At 41.6% G+C, this 13,003-nt stretch carries 13 protein-coding genes; 5 read left to right on the top strand and 8 right to left on the bottom strand.

The window, feature by feature from the left end; all coding sequences use genetic code 11:
• Positions 1 to 105: 105 nt before the first annotated feature.
• Positions 106 to 576: a DinB family protein gene (locus tag ACEN9X_RS16990; RefSeq protein WP_413666263.1), complete on the top strand. Its 471-nt coding sequence runs from the start codon at positions 106 to 108 to the stop codon at positions 574 to 576.
• Positions 577 to 910: 334 nt separating this feature from the next.
• Here ACEN9X_RS16990 and ACEN9X_RS16985 read toward each other — a convergent pair whose 3' ends face one another.
• Entirely contained in the window at positions 911 to 2,227 is a 1,317-nt protein-coding gene (locus ACEN9X_RS16985) for an alpha/beta fold hydrolase (protein ID WP_413666262.1), read from the bottom strand.
• A gap of 286 nt (positions 2,228 to 2,513) precedes the next feature.
• On the opposite strand from ACEN9X_RS16985, the gene ACEN9X_RS16980 reads away from it, so the two are divergent.
• Entirely contained in the window at positions 2,514 to 4,958 is a 2,445-nt protein-coding gene (locus ACEN9X_RS16980; RefSeq protein WP_413666261.1) for an outer membrane beta-barrel protein, read from the top strand.
• On the opposite strand, the gene ACEN9X_RS16975 is transcribed toward ACEN9X_RS16980, so the two are convergent.
• From ACEN9X_RS16975 to ACEN9X_RS16965, 3 genes are all read right to left on the bottom strand, one after another.
• The gene (locus ACEN9X_RS16975) at positions 4,955 to 5,182 is read right to left on the bottom strand and encodes a KTSC domain-containing protein (RefSeq protein ID WP_413666260.1); all 228 of its coding nucleotides are present in this window, start codon (positions 5,180 to 5,182) and stop codon (positions 4,955 to 4,957) included. The two genes, ACEN9X_RS16980 and ACEN9X_RS16975, sit on opposite strands and share 4 nt — an antisense overlap.
• Before the next feature lie 44 nt (positions 5,183 to 5,226).
• Positions 5,227 to 5,607, bottom strand: a complete 381-nt coding sequence (locus ACEN9X_RS16970; RefSeq protein ID WP_413666259.1) for a DUF1634 domain-containing protein — start codon at positions 5,605 to 5,607, stop codon at positions 5,227 to 5,229.
• Positions 5,608 to 5,720: 113 nt separating this feature from the next.
• A complete protein-coding gene (locus ACEN9X_RS16965; protein ID WP_110585481.1) occupies positions 5,721 to 6,557 on the bottom strand; it encodes a sulfite exporter TauE/SafE family protein in 837 nt (278 codons plus the stop codon).
• Between the two features lie 168 nt (positions 6,558 to 6,725).
• Between ACEN9X_RS16965 and ACEN9X_RS16960 the strand changes: the two genes are divergently transcribed.
• Positions 6,726 to 8,564 carry a UbiD family decarboxylase gene (locus ACEN9X_RS16960; protein ID WP_413666258.1) on the top strand — a complete coding sequence of 613 codons (1,839 nt, stop codon included), beginning with the start codon at positions 6,726 to 6,728 and terminating at the stop codon, positions 8,562 to 8,564.
• A 267-nt stretch (positions 8,565 to 8,831) separates the two neighbouring features.
• Here the strand turns inward: ACEN9X_RS16960 and ACEN9X_RS16955 are convergent, their stop codons facing one another.
• Positions 8,832 to 9,431, bottom strand: coding sequence for a zeta toxin family protein (locus ACEN9X_RS16955; RefSeq protein WP_413666257.1), 600 nt, complete (start codon positions 9,429 to 9,431; stop codon positions 8,832 to 8,834).
• A gap of 4 nt (positions 9,432 to 9,435) precedes the next feature.
• Positions 9,436 to 9,678 carry a hypothetical protein gene (locus tag ACEN9X_RS16950; RefSeq protein WP_413666256.1) on the bottom strand — a complete coding sequence of 81 codons (243 nt, stop codon included), beginning with the start codon at positions 9,676 to 9,678 and terminating at the stop codon, positions 9,436 to 9,438.
• A 188-nt stretch (positions 9,679 to 9,866) separates the two neighbouring features.
• On the opposite strand from ACEN9X_RS16950, the gene dapA reads away from it, so the two are divergent.
• Together dapA and ACEN9X_RS16940 are read left to right on the top strand one after the other, a co-directional pair.
• Positions 9,867 to 10,763 (top strand): 4-hydroxy-tetrahydrodipicolinate synthase, encoded by an 897-nt coding sequence (gene dapA / locus ACEN9X_RS16945; RefSeq protein ID WP_413666255.1) that lies wholly within the window; start codon positions 9,867 to 9,869, stop codon positions 10,761 to 10,763.
• Positions 10,764 to 10,829: 66 nt separating this feature from the next.
• Positions 10,830 to 10,976, top strand: coding sequence for a hypothetical protein (locus tag ACEN9X_RS16940; RefSeq protein ID WP_413666254.1), 147 nt, complete (start codon positions 10,830 to 10,832; stop codon positions 10,974 to 10,976).
• 15 nt (positions 10,977 to 10,991) lie between these two features.
• Here the strand turns inward: ACEN9X_RS16940 and ACEN9X_RS16935 are convergent, their stop codons facing one another.
• On the bottom strand, positions 10,992 to 11,171 hold the full coding sequence (locus tag ACEN9X_RS16935) for a histone H1 (RefSeq protein WP_090529881.1): 180 nt from the start codon (positions 11,169 to 11,171) through the stop codon (positions 10,992 to 10,994).
• A 315-nt stretch (positions 11,172 to 11,486) separates the two neighbouring features.
• Positions 11,487 to 12,923: a glycoside hydrolase family 125 protein gene (locus ACEN9X_RS16930; RefSeq protein WP_413666253.1), complete on the bottom strand. Its 1,437-nt coding sequence runs from the start codon at positions 12,921 to 12,923 to the stop codon at positions 11,487 to 11,489.
• Positions 12,924 to 13,003: the final 80 nt, after the last annotated feature.

The raw sequence follows: 13,003 nt of genomic DNA, 5'->3' as shown, positions 1-13,003 counted from the left end.
AAAACATTTAAGCCAAATAAATCAAACCGGCGACGAATTTGTTACTTTAAGCCCCCGGCCCCCTAAAGGGGGTGCGAGAATAGCCGTTATAATTTGAATTTACTTATGAATAACGAACACAACGTTTTAATTGATGAAATTGTGCATTTGCTGCAGGGCGGCAATGCCCACGCCGATCTTAAAAAAGCGCTCGATGGTTTACCGCCCCATCTTCGCGGGGTTAAAGTTGATAAGTTACCCTATACCATTTGGCAGTTGGTTGAACATATCCGCATAGCTCAGTGGGATATGCTGGAGTTTAGCAAAGATGGCAGTCACGAGTCACCCAACTGGCCCGATGATTACTGGCCAAAAGAGCTTGCACCCCAAAATGATGAAGCCTGGGATAATAGCATTAAGCAAATTAATAATGACCTGGAGGAGCTGATAAAGCTGGTGAAAAGCGAGGATATCTATAAAAAGATCCCTCATGGCGATGGACAAACCATCCTTCGTGAAGCATTACAGGCAGCTGATCATAATGCTTACCATGTAGCCGAGATCATTGTGATCAGGAGGTTATTGGGGGCCTGGTGAGATAATTATCACATGTCATTGCGAGGAGGAACGACGAAGCAATCGCATACCGTACAGGGCGGATATGCTTCCGTGCGATTGCCACGCTATCGCTTATAATGACGTAATTCTAAGTTATTGATTATTAGGTGTGTTTTTAACAAGTGTTATAACATGGGCGTTGCCTGCGGCCCGGGCTGTACGCTCATACTACACGGGCCTTAGCCACAGGCCGGTATCCGCTCCCATCCCTAACGCGGCCCAGCACGCCATCTCTAAAACACATTTTGCAGGTCATTACGGTTTTTTCCGGGTCTCCCTGGTTGTTCCTCGCAATGACATGATTTTTAATTCGCTATCTCGTTGTTTTGAGCACAAAATTAGTTACCGCAGTAACAAACTCCGGCTTCAGCGGTAAATCGGGCTCGTTGTAAGTGGCCTTGTTCTTTTCCTTATCTACCGGGGCTTCTTTAAGCACGTGGTTCATGTTGGGGATAATGTCAAGTATAGCATCTGATTTTGCTTTCTTCAGCTTCTCGGCGTCACCAACGGTTACCTGCAGATCTGTGGTTCCCTGGATGATCAGTATCGGCGCTTTTACTTTCCTGATCTCGCGCTGAGGGTTGTACCTGAACCATGACATCAAATATTTTTGAATACTCGGCCTTGCTATAAAATATAATGCAGGATCAATATTGTCAGTTGTTTTACCGCGTTTTAAACTATCAAGCATCCGGTTAAATCCATCCGAAATAAAAGCGGGCTGGGATTTCATTTGCTCGGTGAGGATCTTATCGGCCGAATCTCCCGCACCGGCAACAGATATAAACCCTTTTATCGGCTCATCAAGCGAAGCCATCATGCCCACCAACGAACCTTCGCTATGTCCCAGAATAACTATCCGTGAAAAACGCTCATCTGACGAAAGCATGTTAAGCAAAGCAGCAGCATCTTCTACGTAATCTTCAAACCTTATTTCGTTTTCTTTAATAGACGTGGTGCTTTGCCCAACCAGGCGTTTATCGTAACGCAAGGTAGCTATTCCTTTTTTACCCAGCTCGTTAGCTATCATTTTATAAACATTGGCATGAAGTCCAAGTTTAGGACTATTGCCATCCCTATCTGTAGGGCCTGAGCCTGCAATGATCAATACCAACGGAATTTTCCCGTTAGCATCCTTCGGCATAGCCAATGTCCCGGATATTGAGCCCAGCAAAGTTTTAACAGTTACAGGCGACTCAACCAAAGAAGGATCGGTAGCTATGGTTGTACCTGCTGCCGGAGCTGACGCTGTAGTGGCATTTTCTGCTTTATATGGTGTTAATGACAGGCCTGTAAATTTATTATCTGCATTTAATGAAAGGTTTAATAAAAACATCCCTTTTTGAAATACTGCTTTATAATGCGCAATGGGTGTTTCGTAGCTTACTAAATCAGCCTGTAGCAATGAACCTAATTGTGTTTTTAACTGCACAGTTGTGCTTTTAAAATCAACCTGTGAAAGGGCTTTCATCATTTCGGGGCCAAACATGCTGTACACACTATCCGGTTGATTGTTGTTATATAGTTGCTTAAACTTATTTAAAGCCGTGGCGTAATTGGCAGGCGGCGTTTGAGCAAACAATTTCCCTGCAAAACAGGTAATTAATATAAACAGATACAGTTTTTTCATGTTATAATGGTCAATATACAATGCGATGATGTATTGAGGCCGAAAATAAAGAAAAAATCATGTTGTTTTGTTTATTTATGCCATTGCATGAGTTTTGGCAAACAATATTTAATTGTAACAATGTAAAACCTTTTACGTGGCTTAATCCATACTAATGTTGCAACATTGTTTTATATTATATCGTTAAAATACCAATACAATACATATAGTTTTATATATATTGTATTATATTGCGTTACATTTTATAATCTTTTAAACTATAGCAAACTTCTACATCTACTAATTAATGAGGGTTTTAACAGCAGGCTTATTTTTTGCATTCCTGACAGGAATGTATTGTTTTTCATTTGCCCAAACAAAACCTTCAATAATACAAGGTAAAGTTTTAACCGAAAATAGCCAGCCGGCCGAGGCCGCTACCGCCGTATTACTCACTGCTACCGACTCGTCTGTATTAAAATCAAGCCTGGTAAATAAAAACGGCCAGTTTGAATTTACAGGGCTGCGGCCTGATAGCTACTTAGTACTTATCAGTAAAATAGGATACGTAAAAGTTTATGCCGGCCCATACAATATTGTAGCAGGCCAAAAAATAACTGTCAGTGATATTGTTTTAAAACTTTCGGACAATCAACTGCAGGAGGTTAAAGTAGTTGCCCGAAAACCATACATAGAGGTGAAACCCGGCAAAATTGTATTAAGTATACAAAACAGCATCCTGGCCGAGGGTAATTCGGCTTTTGATATCCTGAGGCAATCGCCGGGGGTAAGGGTTAACAGCAATGAAACTTTGAGTATTAACGGCAGGCAGGCTGCATTAATAACAATCGACGGCAAACCTACCAACCTTACAGGCGACGACCTTACCAGTTTACTCCGCAGCATGCAAAGCAGTACTATTGACCAGGTTGAAATGATCAGCAGCCCGTCGGCCAAATATGATGCATCGGGCGGAGGTATCATTAACATTATCTTAAAAAAGGGAAAAAACCTGGGTACCAACGGTACAGTTACTGCAATGGCTGGTTATGGTAAATATTATAAAAGCACTGCAGGCATTGTTTTCAATAACCGCACCAGTAAGCTCAATATCTTTGGAAACTACACTTACGATAATAACAAAGGCACACGCACTATCACGACTAACCGAAATATCACTTATAACGATATCCTGAGCAATTACGATGTTGATTACAACAATATCCAAAAAACCACTAACCACAATTTTAAAATTGGTGCCGATTATACCATCACCCCAAAACAAACCATAGGCTTCCAGGTAAGCGGCATCATCAGGGAAGACGACTTTACAAAGCACAATGACCTGTATATCAAAAACCAGAGTAAACTGGATTCGATCATCAGGGCCCGTTCAAATCTCGACAGGGGCAGCAGTTATTTAAACTATAATATCAATTATAACGCGGTGCTGGATAAAAGTGGTAGAAGTATCTCGGTAGATGGAAACTATTCAACTTACCACCGCCACTCAAATGAGTTTATTACCAATAGCTTTTTTACGCCGGCAGGTGATACCTATCGCGATGACCTTGATTTGGAAAACCTTTCGCCATCAGATATCCACATCTGGACATCAAAAATTGATTTCGTTAATCCACTGAATAAAACCTCACGATTGGAAGCAGGCATTAAATATAACAAGGCCAGCAGCAACAACAACCTTGTTTTTGGCCCGAAAGTAAATAATGTATACCAGGCAGATGAAAATTTCAGCAACAGGTTTCTTTATACAGAAGCGGTAAGTGCGGGTTATATCAACTACGTTAATAAGATAGGCAAGTGGGATATTACGGCAGGCATACGAGCCGAAAATACCCACGCAAATGGCAAGTCGTGGGGGCTATATGACAACACCCCCGATGTAAACACCTATAATTATTTTAACCTTTTTCCGCAGGCACAAGTAAGTTATGAGGCCGATAAAAAGAACATCATTGGCATAAGCTACAACCGTGGCATTCACAGGCCACTTTATGAGGATATCAATCCCTTTTTATACTATACCGATCTGTATGACTACCGCGCCGGCAACCCGCAGCTAAAGCCCGAATACACTAACACCATACAAATCTCCCATACTTACGATCAAACTTTTTCAACCGAGTTATATTATACCGTTACCAATAACGCTTATGATTTCCCGGTTTATTATCAAAACGACTCTACCAAGGTCAATGTAACCTACCGAAAAAACTTTGGACAGATCTTTGTTTACGGTGCTTCATTTTATGCACCGGTTCAATTTACCAAATGGTGGTCGGCCAGTTTTAACCTTGATGCTATTTATGTTCGTTATAAAGCTTACCCACAAAACGGCGATTTCAACAGGGGCAAACAGGATATTATTTTCGGCAGTACACAAAACTTTACCATCACCAGTACATTACTTGGCGAAATATCAGGCAGGTATGAAACCCCAACTATTTATGGCATCAATGAGCTCAAAGCCAGCTATTCGGTAAATGCGGGTGTCAGCAAACAAATATTAGATAAGCGGGCCACTATTAAATTAACCCTTAACGACGTATTTAATACCGACCGGGGACGTAATCATGCCAGCTATCAAAACATCGATCTTTCGGAGGTAAATAAGCGCGATACACGCATCGTGAGGCTTAATTTTAGTTATCGCTTTGGCAAAAGCACGGTTAAATCGGCCAATAAGCGCAATACAGGTAATGATGACGAGCGCCGCCGCACCGGAAATTAATGGTGGGCATACCTGACTTTCAGTTCGGGATATTTGCCTTTTATACGGGTAACAAAGAAGTTCCCCAGTGATTCGGCGTTAATAAATTTTTTGTAGGTAGATAAAGGAAAACCGAAGTACTGCCATACACCACCATTTTCCCGAAACTCAAGTTCAAGGATACGGGCGTCCTGGTCATAGCCAACACTGCTTAAAGCCGATGATTGTACTGCGCGCCTTTGCATTTATTATAAATACTATATTAAATACAAAAAGGTTTAAAAAAATATTATCCTGCGTGGCCGCTTATCATACTGGCTAAAATAATAAACAGCACAAGCATCGTAATTGCCGTGTACAGGAAATCCTTTTCCATAATGAAGCCAATAGCCGAAAATACCACCCTGATAACCGGCGTAGCTACCAGCAAAACTATCCCGGCCTGTATAATAGCTCTGCCGCGTAAAGTAAATATCCCCTGTATAATACCACCCGGATTACTCACAAAATCAGGCACACCAACAAACTTGCTGTAATCAACATGAGTTTGCCCATGCCTGTACAGGTAAATAACACCGCCAATAAAAATAACACTCATTGATACCAGCACTCCAGCGCGCAGTATCCAGCCTATTACGGCCTGCATATCGGTATCTTTGAATTTGTTCATTAGTTCACTTGTTCATTAGTTTATTGGTGGCATAGTTCAAAAGGCATTCATTAAATCTGTCATTCTATACTTCAGAAAAGACCAATGAACCAGTGAACAAATGAACCAATGAACTATATAGTTCCTGTAATTCCTTTATATATCATTTGCGACGCCAAAAACGTAACCACCACGGCAAAAACTACGCGCAACCATCCCGATGATGAGGTATGTACCAATATCTTGGATCCGCTTAAGGCACCTAATAAAACACCTATGGCAACCGGCATGGAAAGTCCAGGGTCAATATATCCTCTTTGCAGGTAAACCACTGCGCTCGCTGCTGCTGTAACCCCTATCATAAAATTACTGGTAGTGGTTGATACCTTGAAAGGGATCCGCATAATACCATCCATTGCCAAAACTTTTAACGCGCCCGAACCTATGCCAAGCAGGCCCGATATCACTCCGGCAAAAAGCATCATAAAGAAGCCCCCGCCTACATTTCTTACTGAATACGCAACTTCTCCGGCAGGCGTTGGAAAACTGCCATTCAGTTTTAACTTTTCGGCCAATATGCTTTTTTGCTGATGAATATGTTCTGCCTTCTTTTTTAATGACATTACGGCCGATAGGATCAGGATCACCCCAAATAAAACAGCTATAAAATTTGTGGGGATATAAACAGCTATCAATGCACCAACCATGGCACCTGCCGTAGTGGCTATCTCCAGGAACATACCCAGCCTGATATTGGTAATACCCTCTTTAACGTAAGCAGCTGCCGAGCCCGAAGATGTCGCGATAACCGAGATTAGTGAAGCGCCAATAGCGTACTGGATATTAACCCCAAGCAAAATTGTAAGTAAAGGGATAATAACAACCCCTCCGCCTAAACCCGTTAACGAGCCTAATAAACCCGCCAAATACGACCCAACAAGTATAATAAGCGTAAGTACTGTTACCGACATAGGGGCAATTGATATTTGATGGCTAAAGTAAGGATTTTATTATTAGATAATTGGTGCTACAAGCCATTGCTTATATTAATCGCCCATTACCGTTTGTAATACTGTATGTAAATATCCTGATGACAATGAAATGAATGCCTCAATGAACTAATTTCTTAATTTCGCCTCATGGGTTACTCAAGTTTACAAGCCTGCATTACCGATCTCGAAAAAAATGGCCACCTGGTTCGTATCAAAGAACAGGTTGATCCTCATCTGCAAATGGCCGCAATACATTTACGTGTATTTGAAAACGAAGGGCCTGCTATACTGTTTGAGAATGTAAAAGGCAGTAAATTTCCCGCGGTATCAAACCTGTTTGGAACACTCGAGAGGTCGAGATTCATATTCAGGGATACACTCGAAAAGATCAAGGTGTTGGTTGATATTAAAAACGACCCGATAAAAGCCATAAAAAACCCTTTTAAATATGCAGGTGTTGGTTTAACCGCCCTTTCGGCATTACCTATGAAAGGCGGCACAGGTGCACCAATCAAATTTGGCAAATGCAATATCAGCGATATTCCGCAAATTGTGAACTGGCCTATGGATGGCGGTCCGTTTGTTACCATGCCACAGGTTTACACTGAGGATGCGGATAAACCCGGCATTATGAGCGCCAACCTGGGCATGTACCGCATTCAACTGGCCGGTAATGATTATATCCAAAACCAGGAGATTGGTTTACATTACCAAATTCACCGGGGTATTGGTGTACACCAAACTAAAGCCAATGCCAAAGGGCAACCGTTAAAAGTAAGCATCTTTGTGGGCGGCCCGCCGGCTCACCCAGTGGCTGCCGTCATGCCCCTACCCGAAGGCTTATCTGAGATGACATTCGCCGGCGCATTAGGCAACCGTCGTTTCCGTTATTTTTATGATAACGAAGGTTTTTGCATTTCGGCCGATGCTGATTTTGTGATCACCGGCACTGTGATGCCGCACGAAAACAAACCGGAAGGCCCCTTTGGTGACCATTTGGGTTATTATAGCCTGGTACATCCCTTCCCGCTGATGAAGGTGCATAATGTGTATCATCGTAAGGATGCTATCTGGTCGTTCACTGTGGTTGGCCGCCCGCCTCAGGAAGATACCAGTTTTGGAGCATTGATCCATGAAATTACGGGATCGGCTATTCCTAAAGAAATTCCAGGTTTGCATGCCGTTAACGCCGTTGATGCCGCTGGTGTGCATCCACTTCTTTTTGCTGTTGGCAGCGAGCGTTACACCCCCTATCTTAAAGAGCGCAAGCCACAGGAAATCGTTACCATAGCCAACCATATATTGGGCAAAGGTCAGTTAAGCCTTGCCAAATACCTGTTCATTGCCGCGCAGGAGGATGATCCCAAACTTAATGTAAACGATATTGGCGGATTCCTGAAACATATCCTGCAAAGAGTTGACCTTACCCGCGACCTTCATTTCCATACCAACACCACCATCGATACACTCGATTATAGCGGTGAAGGCCTAAACTCGGGCAGTAAATTAGCTGTTACCGTTGCCGGTGATATTAAACGCGAACTTTGGACAGAGCTCCCCGATTGGTTCAACCTCCCCCGCCCTATTAGCGGCTACAAAATGGCCATGCCGGGCGTGTTAATGGTTGAGATACCCAAACACGTAAATCACAAGGATATCGATAACATTATCAGCATTATCGAATATCATTTACAGGATGAAGACCTAAGTGGCCTGCCACTCATAGTGCTTTGCGATGATGCCGGTTTCGCTGCTCAAACTATCAACAATTTTGTATGGATAACCTTTACACGCAGCAACCCTTCGCACGATATTTACGGTGTGGGCAGCTTTACCGAACATAAACACTGGGGCTGTAAAGGTCCGCTGATTATTGATGCCCGGATAAAACCACATCACGCGCCTGTGCTTGAACGGGTAGCTGAGGTTGAAAAAAAAGTGGACAAATTGGGCGAAAAAGGCGGATCGTTGTTTGGGGTTATTTGAAGAAAGGCTAAAGGCTAATGCGTTTTGAAATGCTTTGTTTTATTTTTTTGAGATTTTTGCGTTAAGGATTGCAGCGGATACCCGCCAATGTGGTTAAGGCCGGTGCAGTATGAGCGGAAAGCCTGGGCCGCAGGCAACGCCATTATTGATTCTTGAAATTAGGATGTTCGATTTCGGATTTGAAATATTATTGTCCTGAAAAAGTCACAAGTGGGCCACGCACAATCAAGGGCATAACACTTGCGACAGACGGAGATTACTTATATATTATCTTTCAAAATCTTCGTTAGCAGTTATCAAATCAAAAGCGTCTTTATTCATTCTTTGATTTAAATAGGCGTATTGTGCAATTTTTTGAGGGTAAAGCAAATTCGTTGCTTTATAGTATACTAATACTGACTTCTCAAAACTCATGATCTTTGTATTTCTACCTGTTACTCCTGTATAAATTAAATCTGTCCGATCGAAGTAGAAAAAATAAGTGGCAATATTTTTAAAGCTTTCATTAAAATTGATCCGGATGTTACCATTACTAATCATTAATCCACTTTGCTCAACTGTCCTAAAAGCAACTCTTTCTATTGAATGTTGAGGAGTGTCTAAAAAGAGCGCTATCAAAGAAGAATCATACCCCTCATTTCGGGCATGGTCAACAAGGTCTTTGAAGCTACTATCATTAAATACCGTTTCAAGAATAATGTTTTTGCCGTTCTTAACTGCATTATTAAAAACCTCTTTTACTCTTCCTTTATAAACATCGGTCATAATAATCTCAAAACCGTCAAGCTCGCTGATTCGGGTACGGATAAAACTTGATTTTCCTGCAGCATTACATCCGGCAATAAATATCAGTTGAGATTTCTTCATTTACCTATGAAACAATCCGCTTTATTATTGTGTCTTTAATTTCGATTGGAAATTCGTCTTGGTCTGTTACTATTTCCACCTTAACCAGGTATCGCTCCCCTGATGGTAACTCTTTGGTATAATAATCACCGTTACCTTCATACTTTGCATAAAAAGGGTTACCCAATTCAAAAGCACGCTGACGCCCCAATTCATGAATGTTGTCAATGCGTGTTAAAAGTTGGTCAACAATAGAGAGTTTTTCCATAGTGCAAGTTATGTATTTTTTAATGTACTTAAAATAATCCATTGCCTTCAACTAATCATATAAACTTCCTTTCAGCCCCAAAATCTAACTTTAAACTCAACCAAGGCACTTTTTCAAAAAATAATCCTCTAACAAACCGCTAATCTCCAATCTCTAATCACTATATTAGCATCCTTTTAATTTTACTCATGAATATATTTTACGGAACAGGGGTAGCTATGGTGACCCCTTTTCATGCGGATGGTCAAATTGACTATGATGGGTTGAGAAACCTGATTGAACATTTGATTGATGGCGGGGTGGAATACCTGGTATCGTTAGGTACAACCGGCGAAAGCGCCACATTGAGCGAGGATGAGCGAAAGCAAGTTTGGGCTTTCACTGCCGAAGTGGTAAATAAGCGTGTTGGTCTGGTAGCTGGTATAGGCGGTAATAATACTCATGAAGTTGTTGAGCAAATAAAATCGTTTGATATTAACGGCTACGATGCTATACTTTCGGCAAGCCCGCATTATAACAAGCCTACCCAGGAGGGTATATATCAGCATTATAAAGCAATTGCACAAAACGCAAAATTGCCTATAATACTTTATAATGTACCAAGCCGCACAGGCAGCACAGTTAGTGCAGAAACAACCGTACGTCTGGCAAAAGAGTTTAAAAACATCATCGGCATCAAAGAGGCATCAGGCAATTTCGACCTGTTTAACCAGTTAATGCGTGATAAACCTGAGGATTTCCTGTTTATCTCGGGTGATGATCCGGTTACGTTACCAATGATGGCCTTAGGCGGTGTTGGTGCCATATCAGTTATTGGTAATGCTTTACCACGCCAGTTATCTGACATGGTTAGGCTTTTGTTGAATAACGATTATAAAGGTGCACATGCGGCGCACTTCGATTTAATAGAATTTACCCGCTTAATGTTTACTGAAGGCAGCCCGGCCGGTGTTAAAACCGCACTAAAGCAATTAGGTATCTGTGGCGACACTGTAAGGTTACCATTAGTACAGGTAAGCAAAAAAACAGCTGACGCTATTGCAGCCGAGCTTAAAAAGCTGGCTCCGGTAGCAGTAAAAGCTTAAAGAAGGTATAAAGGCAGAAGTATTCTTTGCTTCGTTTCAACCCATGCCAAACTCAAAACTGTTGTCATGCTGAGGAACGAAGCATCTTCTCAGCTTTGTATAACCTCTCTGCTTATCGAAGAAGATGCTTCGCTATCGCTCAGCATGACAAAGGTTTTTAAAACCCATAAAATAAAAAACCCGGTCCATGAACCGGGTTTTTTATTGGAATAAGATGATAAAATCTTACTAAGCTTCTTTATTCTTAGCTTCCTGAACCTCAAGGCGGATAGCCTGTGCCAGGTTTTTTAGATCCTGCATGCCTTTACGTACACGTGTACCGGCAGCGCTGTTTCCTTTATTGTAGAATTTGTCGGCGTCGGCCTCTAAAGCTGCTACAAGCTCTTTTACTTCAGTAAATTTTTTCATTTAATTACTCCTTTTAAATTTTGAGGTTTATTGTTTTAATTAAAGCTAAGCTAAAATGTTTTTTGCTAATTAAAAATTTTTGAAGCTAAAAAATACGGCCTTAACAGTGGTTTTTTTCCACATTTTCGCCCCTTTTGATTTATTAACCGTTGCTTATTTTTTATTAAAAAGTTTAAATAAAACTTATATTTTAAAATAAGATTGATTAATAATTAAAATACAAATCATAAATCAGCATAAATAATATTTACAGTAAACCATACAACTTAAACGCAGTATTTTAAATACTATTAAGTATTTACATATTCAATAGGTTTAAAAAGTCTGTTGTAGTATATCCGGGTAGTGCTCGTGTACTTTTAGTATTAATTCGCCAAACAAAGTGTTAGCCCATGCAAACCATTTACGGGTAAAGTCTTTGGCATCGTCTTTATTGAATGATTCGTGCATGAAACCGGTGCCAGCATGAGTACTTTTTAGCCATTTAATACACTGTATAATCTCCGCTTTATCAGTTGAAGTAATGCCGCGCATAATAATTGCCATTGGCCAGATGTAGCCAATACCCACGTGCGGACCGCCAATACCTTCGGCAGCCGTACCTTTAAAGTAGTAAGGATTACTATCGCTCAATACAAACTTACGGGTACTTTGGTATAATGGATCATCAACCTTCACCGAATCGAGATATGGCAAAGCCAGCAGGCTTGGCACATTTGAATCATCCATGAATAACTGATTGCCATAACCATCCACCTCAAACGGAATTACCTGTCCAAATTGTGGGTGATGACCAACGGCGTATTGCTTAAGTGCCGCCTGAACTTCTGCCGCTAATGCTTTGCAGGCATCAGCTGTAGCGTTATCATGACCGATAATGCTGTACATTTCGGCCATTTGATTTAAGCTTGCTACCGCGAAGTAGTTTGACGGGATCAGGAATGGATAGATTGTAGCATCATCCGATGGGCGGAAGATAGAGCAGATCAAACCAACTGGTTTAATCGGGTTGCCATAGCCCCTGTTAGGCGCGGTATCACTCTGTGTTTCGGTTTTACGCTGGAAAAAGTATGGACCTTTGCCATCCTTACGTTGTTGCTCTTTAAAGGTAGCCAGGATGATCTTACCTGCCTTCTGCCAGTTCTCGTCAAAAAAGCTGGTATCGCCGCTTATTTTCCAATAGTTATAAGCCAGCCTTACAGGGTAACAAAGTGAATCAATTTCCCATTTACGCTCGTGCAGTTCAGGTTTCATGGTGGTGCGGTCGCTGTCCCATTCACTGCCGGTTGGGCCTTCGTTAAAAGCGTTTGCATAAGGGTCGATGATAACACATTTAGCCTGACGGCTCAATACACCCTGGATCAGCTTTTTAAGTGCCGGATCATTTTTAATAAGCGGCAGGTACGGCCAAACCTGTGCCGATGAATCGCGCATCCACATTGCGTTGATATCACCTGTGATCACGAACGTATCCGGTTTACCATCTTTTTCAGAATAGTTTACCGTGGTATCTAAAGTATTTGGATAGCAGTTTTCAAAAAGCCAGGCAACTTCAGGATCTTTAATATCGGCTTTAACTTTTTTAATGATAGCCTCAACAGCCTTACTGGTAAATTTACGGTCGGCCAGTTTGGGGCGTTGGCTTTCGAAGGCAGGGGCCACAGCCGAGGCGAATACAGGGGTTACACCCAAACCGATACCGGCTGCTGCAACGCTGTTAATTTTTATAAAATGTCGTCTGGTTAATTTCATGGTTTTGATATGGTAGGCGTAAAAATAGAAAAGGGTTTTAGTTAAACAAAAAAGCTTGCTAAAATAATTTAGAAAGCGTT

Source organism: Mucilaginibacter sp. Mucisp86 (assembly GCF_047324315.1).
Taxonomy (GTDB): domain Bacteria; phylum Bacteroidota; class Bacteroidia; order Sphingobacteriales; family Sphingobacteriaceae; genus Mucilaginibacter.
This window is presented reverse-complemented; position numbering and strand designations above follow the sequence as displayed.